Origin of the sequence: Vibrio sp. SNU_ST1, assembly GCF_030563405.1 — a bacterium.
Lineage (GTDB): Bacteria > Pseudomonadota > Gammaproteobacteria > Enterobacterales > Vibrionaceae > Vibrio.
The window spans coordinates 1,037,458-1,053,584 of the sequence record NZ_CP130748.1; the positions used below are offsets into that span (position 1 = coordinate 1,037,458).

General features: G+C 43.1%; 12 protein-coding genes. 5 read left to right on the forward strand and 7 right to left on the reverse strand.

Annotation, left to right across the window (positions count from 1 at the left end):
* Positions 1–214: 214 nt before the first annotated feature.
* Both pta and Q5H80_RS04690 read right to left on the reverse strand, forming a co-directional pair.
* Positions 215–2,380 carry a phosphate acetyltransferase gene (gene pta, locus Q5H80_RS04685; protein WP_029222899.1) on the reverse strand — a complete coding sequence of 722 codons (2,166 nt, stop codon included), beginning with the start codon at positions 2,378–2,380 and terminating at the stop codon, positions 215–217.
* A 146-nt stretch (positions 2,381–2,526) separates the two neighbouring features.
* Positions 2,527–3,723 carry an acetate kinase gene (locus tag Q5H80_RS04690; protein ID WP_304568991.1) on the reverse strand — a complete coding sequence of 399 codons (1,197 nt, stop codon included), beginning with the start codon at positions 3,721–3,723 and terminating at the stop codon, positions 2,527–2,529.
* A 341-nt stretch (positions 3,724–4,064) separates the two neighbouring features.
* On the opposite strand from Q5H80_RS04690, the gene yfbV reads away from it, so the two are divergent.
* The 3 genes from yfbV to Q5H80_RS04705 all read left to right on the forward strand — a co-directional run bounded on the left by yfbV (position 4,065) and on the right by Q5H80_RS04705 (position 7,509).
* Complete coding sequence (gene yfbV, locus Q5H80_RS04695) at positions 4,065–4,517, forward strand: terminus macrodomain insulation protein YfbV (protein ID WP_304568992.1); 453 nt, start codon at positions 4,065–4,067, stop codon at positions 4,515–4,517.
* Positions 4,518–4,825: 308 nt separating this feature from the next.
* Positions 4,826–5,791, forward strand: coding sequence for an ABC transporter substrate-binding protein (locus Q5H80_RS04700; RefSeq protein ID WP_304568993.1), 966 nt, complete (start codon positions 4,826–4,828; stop codon positions 5,789–5,791).
* A 251-nt stretch (positions 5,792–6,042) separates the two neighbouring features.
* Positions 6,043–7,509 carry a sensor domain-containing diguanylate cyclase gene (locus Q5H80_RS04705; protein WP_304568994.1) on the forward strand — a complete coding sequence of 489 codons (1,467 nt, stop codon included), beginning with the start codon at positions 6,043–6,045 and terminating at the stop codon, positions 7,507–7,509.
* Between the two features lie 43 nt (positions 7,510–7,552).
* Here the strand turns inward: Q5H80_RS04705 and dusC are convergent, their stop codons facing one another.
* Positions 7,553–8,509, reverse strand: a complete 957-nt coding sequence (gene dusC, locus Q5H80_RS04710; protein WP_304568995.1) for a tRNA dihydrouridine(16) synthase DusC — start codon at positions 8,507–8,509, stop codon at positions 7,553–7,555.
* A gap of 196 nt (positions 8,510–8,705) precedes the next feature.
* Between dusC and Q5H80_RS04715 the strand changes: the two genes are divergently transcribed.
* A complete protein-coding gene (locus tag Q5H80_RS04715; protein ID WP_304568996.1) occupies positions 8,706–9,326 on the forward strand; it encodes an SEC-C metal-binding domain-containing protein in 621 nt (206 codons plus the stop codon).
* 125 nt (positions 9,327–9,451) lie between these two features.
* On the opposite strand, the gene dsbB is transcribed toward Q5H80_RS04715, so the two are convergent.
* Positions 9,452–9,976 (reverse strand): disulfide bond formation protein DsbB, encoded by a 525-nt coding sequence (gene dsbB, locus Q5H80_RS04720; RefSeq protein ID WP_304568997.1) that lies wholly within the window; start codon positions 9,974–9,976, stop codon positions 9,452–9,454.
* 131 nt (positions 9,977–10,107) lie between these two features.
* The gene (gene nhaB / locus Q5H80_RS04725) at positions 10,108–11,700 is read right to left on the reverse strand and encodes a Na(+)/H(+) antiporter NhaB (protein WP_304568998.1); all 1,593 of its coding nucleotides are present in this window, start codon (positions 11,698–11,700) and stop codon (positions 10,108–10,110) included.
* A 641-nt stretch (positions 11,701–12,341) separates the two neighbouring features.
* On the opposite strand from nhaB, the gene fadR reads away from it, so the two are divergent.
* Positions 12,342–13,181 (forward strand): fatty acid metabolism transcriptional regulator FadR, encoded by an 840-nt coding sequence (gene fadR / locus Q5H80_RS04730; protein WP_304568999.1) that lies wholly within the window; start codon positions 12,342–12,344, stop codon positions 13,179–13,181.
* Positions 13,182–13,354: 173 nt separating this feature from the next.
* Here fadR and Q5H80_RS04735 read toward each other — a convergent pair whose 3' ends face one another.
* On the reverse strand, positions 13,355–13,834 hold the full coding sequence (locus Q5H80_RS04735) for a DUF1456 family protein (protein WP_304569000.1): 480 nt from the start codon (positions 13,832–13,834) through the stop codon (positions 13,355–13,357).
* Positions 13,835–14,055: 221 nt separating this feature from the next.
* Positions 14,056–16,116, reverse strand: a complete 2,061-nt coding sequence (gene metG, locus Q5H80_RS04740; protein WP_304569001.1) for a methionine--tRNA ligase — start codon at positions 16,114–16,116, stop codon at positions 14,056–14,058.
* Positions 16,117–16,127 lie beyond the last annotated feature (11 nt).

The following is a 16,127-nucleotide window of genomic DNA, read 5'->3' on the forward strand; positions in this document are numbered from 1 at the left end:
CTTTTCAGATAAACGTACGGTAGGTTAATAATAGAAGGGAAAGAAAAAGACAACTTGATAAATCAGTGGTTTAGCTAAAAGTGACAATACAGTTATTGGTTGGCGTACGAATAGAGCGAGGTTTGTCATTTTGACCAATTTTCGATGACAAAAAGCCCATGCAAATTGCATAGGCTTTGATACTTTTAAAGCATTAAAAAACGAGAAAATGTAATTAGTTAATTACTTTTTCTTCAGCTTGAGCTGCTTGGTCAGCTTGGATAGCCGTTAGAGCTACTGTGTAAACGATGTCGTCTACTAGAGCGCCACGAGACAAGTCATTTACTGGCTTGCGCATACCTTGAAGCATTGGACCGATAGATACTAGGTCTGCTGAACGCTGTACAGCTTTGTAAGTCGTGTTACCCGTGTTTAGGTCTGGGAATACGAATACTGTCGCTTTACCTGCAACTGGAGAGTTAGGTGCTTTAGAAGCGGCTACGTTTTCCATGATTGCAGCGTCGTACTGAAGAGGACCATCGATCACAAGATCAGGACGTTTCGCTTGAGCAAGTTTGGTTGCTTCACGCACTTTATCTACGTCTGCACCTTTACCAGATTCACCAGTAGAGTAAGAGATCATAGCAACGCGTGGGTCGATACCGAATGCCGCAGCAGAATCTGCAGATTGGATAGCGATTTCAGCAAGCTGTTCCGCTGTTGGATCTGGGTTGATCGCACAGTCACCGTATACAAGCACTTGATCAGGCAGAAGCATGAAGAAGATTGAAGATACGATAGAAGCATCAGGAGCAGTCTTGATGATCTGGAACGGAGGAACGATTGTGTTTGCTGTTGTGTGAACAGCACCAGATACTAGACCGTCAACTTCACCCGCTTCAAGCATCATAGTACCTAGGAATACTGAATCATCTAGCTTCTCACGAGCAACAACTTCAGTCATACCTTTAGCGCCACGAAGTTCTACTAGACGAGCTACGTAGTTTTCGCGAACTGATGCAGAATCGATGATCTCAACGCCAGCGCCAAGCTCAACACCTTGTTGTGCAGCAACGCGACGGATTTCTTCAGGGTTACCAAGAAGTACACACGTTGCGATACCGCGCTCAGCACAGATAGCTGCAGCTTTCACTGTACGTGGCTCATCACCTTCAGGAAGAACGATGCGCTTAGCCGCTTTACGAGCAAATTCAGTTAACTGGTAACGGAATGCTGGTGGGCTTAGACGACGGATGCCTTGAGTACCTTCAGATAGAGAATCAATCCAAGGGCCATCAATGTGGCTTGCAACGTGATCGTTAACGAACTCGATACGCTCTTTATCGTCTGCAGGAACTTCTAGGTTGAAGCTCTGTAGGTTAAGAGACGTCTGCCAAGTGTTACCTTGAGCTTTGAAGATCGGTAGACCTGAAGCGAATGCTGGTGCACAAAGGTTAGCAATGCTTTCTGGAATGTCGTAACCGCCAGTCAGTAGGATTGCGCCAATTTCAACACCGTTTTTCGCAGCAAGAGCCGCAGCAACGATAACGTCAGGGCGGTCTGCAGAAGTTACTAGCAATGAACCTGGCTTGAAGTGCTCAATCATGTGCGGTAGAGAACGTGCACAGAAAGTGATGCTCTTAATACGACGAGTCGAGATTTCACCTTCATTAACGATTTCAGCGTTAAGGTGTTTAGCCATATCAACCGCACGAGTTGCGATTAGGTCGATGCTCCATGGCACACAGCCAAGAACACGGATAGGACTAGAGTTGAAGATTTGCATTACTTCAAGGTTCGCTTGTTGAGCGCTGTCTGCATCATCGAAGATTTCAGATAGGTCAGGGCGAGTACGACCAGCTTCATCAACAGGAGCGTTAAGCTTGTTGATGATTACGCCTTTGATATTTTTGTTCTTAGTACCGCCGAAGTTAGAACAGGCAACTTCAATACGCTCTTTAAGTTGCGTAGGGTTGTCAGTACCAGGAGTCGCAACGAATACGATCTCTGCACCAAGCGTTTTTGCGATTTCTGCGTTCACTTGGTTTGCAAACGGGTGCTTGCGAGTAGGGACTAGGCCTTCGATTAGCGTTACTTCAGCGTCTTTGTTGATTTTGTTGTATTGCTCAACAACAGATTCAAGAAGCTCATCCGTTTTCTCGCTACCGATCAAAGCTTCAGCTTTTGTCATTGCGATTGGTTCACCAATCTTAATGTCGCTGTTTGCGCTGATGATAGTAGAGGTTAGATCTGGTTGGTTACCACCGCTACGAGGTTGAGCGATTGGCTTGTAGAAAGAAACACTTACGCCCTTACGCTCCATAGCGCGAAGAACACCCATGCTAACACTAGTAAGACCAACACCAGCGCTTGTAGGGATAAGCATAATAGTACGTGACATTGACGAACACCTTTGACTATTGGAAATAAAAAAGCTCAACCGCTATTCCCACCGATAAACATATTGGGGTAGGAATAGAAGTTGAGCCCCATTTTCTTGATATGAAAAACTGACTAGCTTCGAGTGAAGCTAGTCAGGAAAATCAATTAAAGACCTGCTAGTTTCGCAGTGTCTTCAGCAATTACTAGCTCTTCGTTAGTAGAGATAACCATTGCAGGGATACGGCTGTTAGCTGTAGTGATAGTACCTTCGCCGCCGAAACGAGCTTTAAGGTTAGCTTCACCGTCAACTTCGATGCCGAAGATGCCTAGGCGGTTAAGAACCATTTCACGAATTGGGCCAGAGTTCTCGCCGATGCCGCCAGTGAAAGTGATTGCGTCTAGACGACCTTCTAGAGTTGCAGTGTAACCAGCAACGTACTTAGCTAGACGGTGACAGAACACGTCCATTGCACGAGTTGCTTCTTCTTTCTCGCCGTAGTTGTCTTCAACGAAACGACAGTCAGAAGTCACTTCAGTTAGACCAGCAAGACCAGATTCTTTAGTTAGCATGTTGTTGATTTCTTCAACAGAGTAACCAAGAGCGTCGTGTAGGTGGAAGATGATCGCAGGATCTAGGTCACCACAACGTGTACCCATTACAAGACCTTCAAGAGGAGTAAGACCCATAGAAGTATCTACAGATTGACCGTTCTTGATTGCACATACAGAAGCGCCGTTACCTAGGTGACAGTTGATGATGTTAACTTCTTCAACTGGCTTGTTTAGTAGGCCTGCAACTTCACGAGTGATGAATAGGTGAGAAGTACCGTGCATGCCGTAACGACGGATGCCGTGCTCTTTGTACAGGTTGTACGGTAGAGCGTATAGGTAAGACTCAGAAGGCATTGTTTGGTGGAACGCAGTGTCAAATACAGCAACGTTTTGTAGACCAGGGAAGTTCTTTTTAGCTGCTTCGATACCGATAAGGTGAGCAGGGTTGTGAAGAGGTGCAAAAGTCGCAGCGTCTTGAATACCCTTAAGAACTTCATCAGTGATAAGCGCAGAAGAAGTGAACTGCTCGCCACCGTGTACGATACGGTGACCGATAGCGCCAAGGTTAGCTTTAAGCTCAGGCTTAGAAGCAAGAATAGTTTCTACCATGAAAGATAGTGCTTCTACGTGAGCTGCGCCCGCGCCTAGTTGTGCTTCATGCTTGCCATCAAGTTTCCATTTCATACGAGCTTCTGGAAGACCTAGACACTCAGCAAGACCAGTTAGGTGCTCTGCACCTGATTCTGCATCAACAACAGCGAATTTAAGAGAAGAACTACCACAGTTTAAAACTAAAACTAGCTTAGACATTAATGACTACCTGTTTATTTTTCTGATCGAAATCAGTTAAGGATGAAAATTAATCTCAAGAATAGTCGAAGCACATGGGCTTGCGTACTAACCTTGGTCAAAAAAACGTTAATTTCCGTATAAAGTGAAAGCACTCTTTATCAAAAAGAGGCTTGTGCATTCCTTGCAGAAGTCTTCTCAAAGTTGCTTAAATTGTAAATAAGGGCAACAATGAGATTGAGGTCTGCAAATAATAGCGATATTGTGCAAATATAACAAAAAAATTTGAAAGAATATTATTTTTCGTCAATTTTTTGTGTTTTTAGTTGATGGTTTCAACTTTTTTTTAACGGGAGACTCATATGAGTAATAGAGTTGGTTTAGCTAGCAGTTTAAAAGATGGCCAAAAGTACATGGAGCTCTGGCCCGTCCGCAAAGAGTTAAACTCGATCTTCCCTGAACAGCGCATTATCAAAGCGACGCGTTTTGGCGTGAAAGTGATGCCAGCGATAGCTGCTATTAGTGTTCTTACACAAATGGTCTTTAATAATTATCAAGCGATGCCACAAGCTGTGGTCATGGCTTTGTTTGCAATCAGCTTACCGCTTCAAGGCATGTGGTGGTTAGGTAATCGCTCAAACACACAACTTCCACCTGCGCTAGTCTCGTGGTATCGCGAACTTCATGAGAAGATCACTGAAACGGGTTTTGCGTTAGAGCCAATGAAGTCGCGTCCTCGTTATAAAGAATTGGCGATCATTTTAAATCGCGCATTTCGTCAGCTAGATAAATCCTCAATGGAACGTTGGTTCTAATGAGTTTCAACTCTCCTCTTGCCTGAGAACAACTATTCCTCATTGATGGTTTGTTCTCAGGTTTGACTTTAATATTTTCGCTTCGTTTTTATTCATCTCGCTCCCCTCATTCCTTTTTTCTCTTGCTACTCATGTAGTTTCCTACCCTTCAAATTCTGCCTCTCGCTATTTCACGCATTTTTCGAGTCTTGTTGTGTTTTTGTTAAATATAACTTCAAGTCATCAAAGGTTACTGGTAATAATGTCAATAGTGATGTTGTTCTCTTTGATCGAGCAATAACGAATAGAGCTTGATTCAGGGAGCGATAATGAGTTCTGTAAAAAAGGTATTGGCAGCGGTCGTAAGTTGTCTGTTGTTGCTATGGACAAGTAATGTAATGGCGAACGTTGCCAAAGTTTCGGTGTCACAAATTGTTGACCATCCAGATTTGAATGCAACACGTCTAGGACTTCTTGAAGGATTGAGAGCCAAAGGTTACGAACCGGGTAAAAATTTAGAGTTCTCTTATGAAATGGCTGGCGGCAATCCCGTTCAGGCAGCAAAAATAGCCAGAGAGTTAGTTAGTGAGAACCCTCATGTATTAGTTGGGATTGCGACACCGACCTCGCAAGCGTTGGTTTCAGCGACTCGAACGATCCCGATTGTGTTCACCGCGGTAACAGACCCTATCGGCGCAAGACTTGTTAAACAATTGGAACAGCCGGGACGAAATGTTACGGGCCTTTCTGACTTATCACCCATTTCCCAACATGTATCTCTTATTAAAGAGCTACTCCCTAATGCAGATTCAGTCGGTGTGGTTTATAACCCAGCAGAGGCAAATGCTGTTGCTTTAGTAGGGCTGTTAAAGCAGGCAACACGAGACTTTGGCTTTACTTTGCATACTGAAAAAGTGCTGACCGTCGATGATGTAGAAGAAAAAACAGCCTCCGTGGCTAAGAAATCTGATGTTATCTACGCGCTAACTGATAACACGGTGGCAAGCGGTATCGAAGGACTTATAAATGCTGCAAACCAAGCTGGCACACCCGTGGTTGCAGGAGCAACGTCTTACGTGGGCAAGGGAGCAATAGCTGGGTTAGGTCTAGATTACTATGACGTTGGGGTGCAAACTGCCGATTATGTGGCTGCTATTCTGAACGGACAAAAACCGGGGAAGCTGAGTGTCAAAACTGCACAGAGTTCACAACTGGTTGTGAATTTGGATGCTGCTCGTGAGCTTGGTTTGACTCTACCTAAGTCTGTGGTTGATCGTGCCATAGTCAGCCGTTGATTGGTATTAACATCAAAAAAACAATGCTTGGTAAGTCATTTTGTTAACAGGGATTTAAACCATCGCAATGAACAACATTAGTCGACTCTCACCATTAGCTGCGATCTACTTTATTCATTTTTAAGTAGTTATTTCCCCGTCAGGCGAATCGTTAATATCAATTTACATTATTTTACATCGAGAGGACTGTCGATTAATGTCATAATATTAATGGGACTAATGAAAATAATTGAGCGCTAAGAGCACATTCTATGAAAGTAAATAGGCACTTTAGCCTTACCTTTGTCTTCGGCTTTCCCGCTGTGATCGCGACCATGTTACTTGGGCTGATAGGAAAAAATCATTTTGATGCGGTTGAAAAAGACATCAGCAGTGAATTTCAGCGTATTGAAGAAGTGTTTAAACGAACGACCAAAATTGTTACCGCTCTAGACTACAGCTTCTCTAATTACTACAAATCAGGAAACCCTCTTTTCCTTGATCACAATAAGCAAGTGGTTGATGGTCTTTGCCGAATTTGGCCCATTGACGTATTACTTCTTGCTGACGGAAAAACCGCAGATATCCCCTCTGTCGATATCGACTATATGTTGGTTGGTCAAGAATCCCTTTGTAATGAAACCAGTGATAGCTATAAAAGTGCGTCAGAAAAAATTGCTCTCGCACCAATTCTTTCATTTTTGTCCCAGCTTGATGAATACCACAACGGCGTGCACTTTATAGATACTCGTGGTTATGTGATCTCTTCGCCAGAAGACTTTGCTAAAGATCTAGGGAAAGAACTACTCTCGACTATAAAAAGCCGTCCGTATTGGCAAAGAACCGCCAACAATCCAGAACAATTGACTTTAACGGGTCCTGCGTATCGATTTGACTCTCTTGACCGTATGATAAGCATGACGATTCCTGTCTTTCATAACGGGACACATCAAGGAATGCTTTCTGTTGAGATTGACGCAAGTAAACTGCTTGCTAATTCGAATGAGCACTTAGCCGGTAGAATCGATATTATTGATACCACTTTGGTTAATCCGGTTGATAGCGCTACTTTCTATCACGCGATAAAACTGGAAGGGGTCGCTTCTCATCACGCGATGTATTACGAATTAGATTTTGCCAAAGAAGTGGAGCACTTTTTTGTCTATGAGAAAGACAGTCTGATTGTCGCCATCATTGTATATTTATTCTCTGTAACGCTTTTTTTCTACGTAAATTCCAATATTGAACGCGGTTATTTCAAAGAGCTAGCAGCTAAAGACCCGATGACCGGGCTGCTAAATCGCAGGGGACTGGAAGCTTTTTGGCGCAGTGTAGAGCATGACCAGTTATTCGCCTTGACTGTATTTGACATTGATAATTTCAAGTTTATTAATGATACCTTTGGGCATGACAAAGGGGATGATGTTATTCGCTACATGTCCCGTCAGATAAGTAATAGCATTCGAAGTAGTGATGTCGCAGCAAGGTTTGGTGGTGAAGAGTTTGTCGTTTATCTAAAAGGTGATGATCGTGAAACGTTAATCAGGACATTAGAGCGTGTTAAAAATGCTGTCTGTGCGAACTCAGCTAACATTGTACCTAATGGTTTTACTGTCTCTGGTGGTGTTTGTATTACTGAAGCTGAGCATAACAACCTAAGCTTTGAAGAGATATTCAAACACGCGGATGAAAAGTTGTACGTGGCTAAGACGACAGGTAAAGACCGCATCGTATTTTAACCACGCTATTGAACTTCTATGCTAGAGAATAAGGGGAACTAACTCACACAGTTTGGCGATGTTCCTCTTGATAACGCTGAAGGCGCTCTACAATAGGTGGCGCTTTCTTGAAAGTACGAATTTCTTTAAATAGTTCGTTTGCTTCAGGGTAGCCTTTACTTAGATAAACAAACCACTGTTTCACCCTGTTGGGGTAGTACATGCCTTTGTCCCCTTTTATTTGAAACTCTGAATAGCGTAGCAAAAGTTCGATGACTTTATTCCACGGCATTTTTTGGTGGTTGTGCTTAACGACGTTGCCAAGATTTGGAATGTTGAAAGCGCCACGGCAGACCATCAATGAATCGACGCCAGTGGCTTCTATGCAATCTTGACCATCTTGATAGTTCCAAATTTCCCCATTAGCAATCAAAGGTAGAGACGTTTTTTCTCTTATTTGATTGATGTAATCCCATTTAATTTCGCTGGCTTTATAGCCGCCAACTTTGGTTCTTGCATGCACAGTGAGTTCGTCTGCCTTTGCTTGTTCGATAGCGTTGACAATTTCAAAGCACTCTTCCGGGTGTTCCCAACCTAATCGAATTTTTGCGGATACAGGAATGTGTGCTGGCACCGCATCTCGACAAGACTTCACCACTTGATAGATGAGTTCTGGTTCTTTTAGCAGTGACGCACCACCATTACTTTTGTTTACCGCTTTTGCAGGGCAACCAAAATTAAGATCAATGCCTTTAGCGCCTAAACTAGCAGCTTGAAAAGCATTCTCGGCCATCCAATTTGGGTGTTGTCCTAGAAGCTGGAGATGGATTGGAACACCAGCCATGGTCTGAGAGCCTTGATGCAATTCAGGGCAAATACGGTGAAAAACATGCGGAGGAAGAAGTTGATCAACTACGCGCACAAATTCCGTCACACAGAGATCGTAATCATTGATCTCTGTGAGAATTTCACGCATTAGATGGTCTAGAACGCCCTCCATAGGGCCAAGTATTACTCGCATGTTGCTTTACCGAAACTGAGTGGGCCGAAAAATTAGAGGCGTGATTGTACGGTTTGCTTATAGGATTGTCACTATGAGTATGGTTTTCCTGTCTTAGTGTGCGTTACCCTACTTGATGATGGTTTATCGCTAAATAGCGACAACTCAGGGAGTATGGCGTTATAATGTCGAAAATGCCCCAATATCCAGAGCTTTCATGACATATCAATTATTAAGCCTACCTGAATCAATCACTGACATTACTCCGCAGTTTATGGAAGGCGCAATTCTTGCCTCTAACTTAGCCACCAAGCCATTAGATCCAGAGGAATGGCTCGCTATTGTTGCGCCTGAAGCGGGTAAAGAGCTTGTAACAACGGTGACAGAGCAGATCAATCGTCAGCACAACCTGATTCAGCGCAATGAATATTTACTGACAGACGTACTGGCTGAAGGTAATTTTAACGAACAATTCGCCGATTTTTCTGAAGGCTTTATGATGGTTTGGCCAACAGTGGAAGAGCAGTGGCAGAACGTGACAGTTGCGGACGGCACTCTGCGTATGTTGCAAGCGCTCCTAACAACCTTGATGCTAGCGATTGATGAAGAACAAACTCAACAGCAAATGATCGCTGCAGGGCTTAAAAATCCGCCATCGCTTGCAGACTTGGTTGGTCAGATTGATTTGATGATTTCTGAAGTGGCACTTGCGGCAGATGAAGCCATGTTGGGTAATAAGTCACAAAGCGTGAACCCATTTAAAGACATTGGTCGAAACGATCTATGTCCGTGTGAAAGTGGCAAGAAATTCAAGCAATGTTGCGGTAAAAACAGCTAATCGAGATTTGTTGATAGATTAAGCTTGAATGAGCATTAGATTCTCTTTAAGTGATAAAAGCTTAAGCAATAAAAAAGTCGACCTCGTGGTCGACTTTTTCGTTTCTTAACATGATGAGCTAATTGTTAGTCATTCTTCGATTTAACGAATTGAGAGATCACTACAAAACCGAAAGCAACCAGGTTACCCGCGAAGATAATCACTAGCCATTGAGGCATTGAAAGTTCTAAGAACTGCCATACTACCTTGCTGCAGTCGCCGTAGGCCTCAAACATCCACGGCGCCCATTGGTTTAGAGGGGCCCAGCTAGGGAAGGTCACAAACAGGTCGCAGGTAGCGAAAGGAGACGGGTTAAACTGGTAGTCAACGTGCTCCAAAGCAAGCATCAACCCTTTATACGCGCCTAACCCCCAACCAACTAGACCTAGCCAACGTGATATCGGATTCTGCGGGGCAATAGCACCAATCATTGCTGCGATGCCGATAGCGAGCATAGCAACGCGCTCGTAGATACACATTACGCAAGGGCCAAGCATCATCACGTGCTGAAAGAAAAGAGCACATGCCTCAAAAAAGATAATAAAAGCCAGCAGTAAAAGCCAAGATAAACGTCCCTTAGAGAAGTCTTTGAGCATTGCAAAAAAGTTCACGAATTTAATCCTGTCAATAAAATAAAAAAGCCCTGATTACTCAGAGCTTTTTATCTTGGATAAGTTTCCTAATCAACTAATATTTTTGATTAGTTAGATGTATCTATTGTGTTTAGCTATAGAAACCCGGGTTAGTGACCACCGGAGATAACAGGAGCTACCACTTCACCCGTGCGGTGAATGATCCAGCCTGCATCATAGAACCATGCTGTCATCGGTTCTACGAAGAACACAATACCAGCAAGGCCAACAAGTGCTAACACGATAGTATATGGCAAAGCCATGATTACCATGCGGCCGTAAGACAGTCGAATTAACGGAGCAAGTGCTGACGTTAATAGGAATAGGAATGCAGCTTGGCCGTTTGGCGTAGCAACAGAAGGTAGGTTGGTACCTGTGTTGATAGCAACAGCAAGCAGATCAAATTGGTCGCGAGTAATGATGCCTTCTACCAGAGCTGTTTTTACTTCGTTGATGTAAACCGTACCGACGAATACGTTGTCTGAAACCATCGACAAGATACCGTTGGCTACGTAGAAGAGTGCGAGCTGTGCGCCTTTATCTTCAACGTGAAGTACAGCATCGATTACTGGCTTAAATAGAGCCTGGTCGATGATTACAGCAACAACCGCGAAAAAGACGGCAAGAAGTGCAGTAAATGGCAGTGCTTCTTCAAAGGCTTTACCCATCGAGTGTTCTTCAATTACACCTGTAAACGCTGTAGCTAAGATGATCACTGAAAGGCCAATCAAACCGACTTCAGCGACGTGAAGCGCAAGACCAACAATAAGCCAAACTGCGATTGCACTTTGAACCCATAGCTTTGCAACGTCTTGCTTGGTGCGGTTTGCGCGTTCTTTGTTGTCAAATTCAACTAAGATTTGGCGAACATTATTTGGCAGCTCTGCACCGTAGCCAAACACTTTGAATTTTTCTACAAGTGCACAAGTCAGAATACCGCAGAAGAAAACAGGCAGTGTTACTGGCAGCATGCGGATGATAAATTCACCGAACTCCCAGCCCGCTTGCTTAGCAATCACTAAGTTTTGCGGTTCACCTACCATGGTCATTACACCACCTAGAGCAGTACCAACACCGGCGTGCATAAGCAGTGAACGTAGGAATGCGCGGTAATTTTCTAGGTCATCACGAGTTAGCTCAGAGATCTCTTCATCATGAGTATGATCGTGTGCAGACGTTGTGCCTTTACCTGATGCAACCTTGTGGTAGATAGAGTAGAAGCCCACCGCAACGCTAATGACTACGGCGATTACTGTCAGCGCATCTAGGAAGGCAGACAAGAATGCTGCGGCGACACAGAAAGCGACAGAGAGTAGAATTTTGGATTGGATACCGAGCAGGATCTTCGTAAAAATGAACAGAAGTAGTTCTTTCATGAAGTAGATGCCAGCAACCATAAATACTAGTAAGAGTAATACTGGAAGGTTTGCTTGTAGCTCATGATAAACCATTTCTGGTTTAGTCATGCCAATGGCGACGGCTTGAATTGCCAATAAACCACCCGGTTGGAGAGGGTAGCATTTTAGAGCCATAGCTAAAGTGAAAATAAACTCAACCACTAATAGCCAGCCCGCAACAAATGGGTCTACTAGGAAAAAAACAAACGGGTTGATGATTAAAAAGGAAATGATGGCAAGTTTATACCAATCAGGAGCTTTACCAAGGAAGTTTTTGATAAAAGCGTTTCCGAGAGACATCGGCATGTTAATACTCTTTTATGTTGATTATGAATAGACAAGCAATACAACATTTTGAGAATCGAGTTGTAGATTTAGTTAAAACCTATAACTAACAGTGACTTAGAAAAACTACATTCCATGTAATGTTCTGTGGTCTTGCCAAGTCACTCCCTTAGAAACTCAAGCACTGCTTATTTTTGAGCGCAACTCTACTCTTAGATAACATTTAGTCAACAGGAAAACCCCTGTAGCACTAAAAATACCTCTTTTTTGTTGAGAAACGCGATCAAAGTAGCGCAAGCATACCACTTAAAATGTGATAAAAACCGACTAGAATCAATATTTCAGCGAAATGATTAAAATTTACAGAATAACGACGGCTTATATATGATTATTACAACTTAATATTGCAAATTAATAGATTTAAAAATATGACCAATCTCATTGATTTTAAAAAGAATTTGTTGTGTTAATGTTTTGTTTAAATGATGGTTTGTAGTCGCTTGCTATCCAAACCTCGAGTGCAAACGTGTGCTGAACTTTAGAGTTTTAACTCTACTTGGGTTTTGAGTGAGTAAAATTTTTTGGGGGTATTTCCGCAGGGTGTTAACTAGTGGTATGATGAGTAAATTAGAACAAAATAATTAAATTGGATTGAAGTGTAGATGGTCATTAAGGCAAAGAGCCCGGCAGGATTTGCAGAAAAGTATATCATTGAAAGTATTTGGAATGGCCGTTTCGCTCCAGGTTCTATCTTGCCCGCAGAGCGTGAGCTTTCTGAGTTGATTGGTGTTACACGTACTACGCTTCGTGAAGTACTTCAGCGTCTTGCTCGTGATGGTTGGTTGACAATTCAACACGGTAAGCCAACTAAAGTTAATCAGTTTATGGAAACGTCAGGTCTTCATATTCTTGATACATTAATGACGTTGGACGTTGATAACGCAAGCAAAATGGTAGAAGACCTGCTTGCTGCTCGTACTAACATCAGCCCTATCTTTATGCGTTATGCATTCAAAGCAAATAAAGAGGCTTCAGAGCGTACGATTACTAACGTGATTGAATCTTGTGAAGCTTTACTTGCGGCACCTACATGGGATGAATTCCTAGAGTCTTCTCCGTACGCTGACAAAATCAAACAATCAGTGAAAGAAGATGTAGAAAAAGATGAAGCGAAGCGTCAAACGATCTTAATTGCTAAAACTTTTAATTTCTATGATTACATGCTTTTCCAACGATTAGCTTTCCATTCAGGTAATCAAATTTATGGCCTGATCTTCAATGGTGTTCGTAAATTGTACGACCGTGTTGGTAGCTATTACTTCTCTAATCCGGAAGCTCGTCGTTTAGCCATGGAGTTCTACAAAAACTTGTTTGTTATTTGTGAAAGTGGCGAGCGTGAGAATTTGCCACTTGTGATTCGTAACTACGGTATCGCAAGCGCACAGATTTGGAACGAGATGAAAACAACGTTGCCAACAAACTTTACTGAAGACGACAGCTAAGTCTTTTCATTAAAGTACGGTTGGTTTACTTATTAAGTAAACGACGTAAAGAAAACAAAAAAGCGGCGAGATAATTTGATTATCTCGCCGCTTTTTATTTATCGTTAGTTGGTAACAGCTTACCAATAGGCAGTAAGTTACCTGTGTGTAATAACTTACTTATGAGTCGTAACTTACCCTGCAAACTCTTCTGAGTCTGGGCGGTTAGTGAACTGAACGCCATTTAAGTAATCACAAAGTAATTGGTCTTCACACACTTTGTAGTTCTTGTTCTCTGGCTTACGGAAGTAGGCACCAATCTCGTATTTACTTAGGCTGATGCCTACCACTTCTAATATATCTAATACATCTTCTGCTTTCATGTTCAACGCAATACGCAGCTTCATGAAAATCATGTTGTTAGTCAGAGCAACTTCAGGTTTAGGCTGAACACCTTCTTTTTTGCCACGTTTAAGGTTGATAAAACCATTTAGGAATACCGCCAACTCTTTATCTTTCATCTTAGAGCATGACTTGTCGTTATCGTCTTTTAGCCAATTAATCACTTGGTCATGAGCAACGGTCACGTCAGCTTGCTCGATAGCTTTAATGATCTGTGCATTTTTAAGGTTTAGCGCGTGTTGAATACGACGCAAGATTTCGTTGTTAGTCACTGGGGATTCCTAAAAAGGGTTTGAAGAGTAAAGAGGTGTTGGTTAGCCCGTTATTGTCGGCAAACCCATTTCTACTCTACATAGCATAGTTGACGGCGACTCTAACAGAGAACGCTTATTTTCGGTAGATATAAAAAATCCCCAATGCTTATCAACTCATTCAAGTTAAAAGTGCATTAGGGATTTCGCTATGAGTGCTTGTTATCTGACTGAAGCCAGAATTACATTACACGCATACCAGGTTGAGCACCTTCGTGTGGTTCAAGGATCCACAAGTCACTGCCACCAGGGCCAGCAGCTAGGATCATGCCTTCAGACATACCAAACTTCATCTTACGAGGTTTAAGGTTTGCTACCATGACAGTTAGTTTGCCTTCTAACTCTTCAGGTTTGTACGCTGACTTGATACCAGAGAATACTTGGCGAGTTTCACCACCGATGTCCAGTTGGAACTTCAGCAGTTTGTTCGCTTTTGGTACTTCTTCACATGAGATAATACGAGCAATACGCATATCGACTGCTGCAAAGGCATCGAATTCAATCTCGTCTGCGATTGGCTCTTTGTCTAGCTCAGTTTGGCTTGCTTGCTCTTTTTCAGCTTCTGCTTTTTCTTTCGCAGCGGCTTCTGCGGCTGCATCTTCTTTAGAAGACTCGATCATTGCTTCCACTTTCTTCGGATCAATGCGGCTAAACAGCGCTTTGAACTTAGTGATTTCGTGATCCGTCAGCGGAGTAGCAACACCTTCCCACGTTAGCTCTTCATTTAGGAAAGCCTCAGTGCGAGCCGCTAGCTCTGGCATAACTGGTTTCAGGTAAGCCATTAATACGCGGAATAGGTTAATACCCACAGAAGAAACTTCTTGCAGCTCTTTCTCTTTACCTTCTTCTTTTGCAAGTACCCAAGGTGCTTTTTCATCGATGTATTGGTTAGCCTTATCAGCTAGTGCTGTAACTTCACGGATAGCACGGCTAAATTCACGAGTTTCGTATAGCTGACCGATACGCTCAGCAGCAGCAACGAATTCGTTGTAAAGCTCAGGTTCAGCAAACTCAGTAGCCAGCTTGCCTTCAAAACGTTTAGTGATGAAGCCAGCGTTACGAGATGCTAGGTTAACAATCTTGTTTACTACGTCGGCGTTTACACGTTGAGTGAAGTCTTCAAGGTTAAGGTCAAGGTCATCGATACGGCTGTTTAGTTTCGCAGCGTAGTAGTAGCGTAGACACTCAGGGTCTAGGTGGTTTAAGTACGTACTTGCTTTGATGAATGTGCCTTTCGACTTAGACATCTTCGCACCATTCACCGTTACGTAGCCGTGTACGAATACGTTGTTTGGCTTACGGAAACCCGCGCCTTCTAGCATTGCAGGCCAGAATAGGCTGTGGAAGTAAACGATGTCTTTACCGATGAAGTGGTAAAGCTCAGTTGTGCTGTCTTTCTTCCAGTATTCGTCAAAGTTTAGGTCGTCACGCTTGTCACATAGGTTCTTGAAAGAAGCCATGTAGCCAACAGGAGCGTCTAGCCATACGTAGAAAAATTTGTTTTTCTCGCCTGGGATTTCGAAGCCGAAGTAAGGTGCATCACGTGAGATATCCCACTGTTGCAGGCCAGACTCGAACCATTCCTGCATTTTGTTTGCAGTTTCATTCTGTAGAGAGCCAGAGCGAGTCCACTCTTTAAGCATGCTTTCGAACTGAGGTAGGTCGAAGAAGAAGTGCTCAGAGTCTTTCATTACTGGAGTTGCGCCAGAAACCGCTGATTTTGGGTTAATTAGCTCAGTTGGGCTGTATGTCTCACCACAGTTATCACAGTTATCACCATACTGGTCTTCTGACTTACACTTAGGGCAAGCACCTTTTACGAAGCGGTCTGGTAGGAACATCTCTTTCTCAGGATCGAAAAGCTGAGAAATAGTACGGCTAGAAATGAAGCCGTTCTTTTTAAGTTCTAGATAGATGTGAGAAGCCAGTTCACGGTTCTCTTCGCTATGTGTGCTGTGGTAGTTATCAAAGCTGATATCAAAGCCAGCGAAGTCTTTTTGGTGCTCTTCACTAACAGCAGCGATCATCTCTTCTGGCGTGATACCCATCTGTTGAGCTTTAAGCATAATTGGCGTGCCGTGAGCATCGTCAGCACAGATGAAGTTTACAGTGTTGCCACGTAGACGCTGGTATCGAACCCAGATATCAGCTTGGATATGCTCAAGCATATGACCAAGGTGAATAGAGCCGTTAGCGTACGGAAGCGCACAAGTTACCAAAAGTTGTCTTGGATCAGTTGCCATACTTAATAATT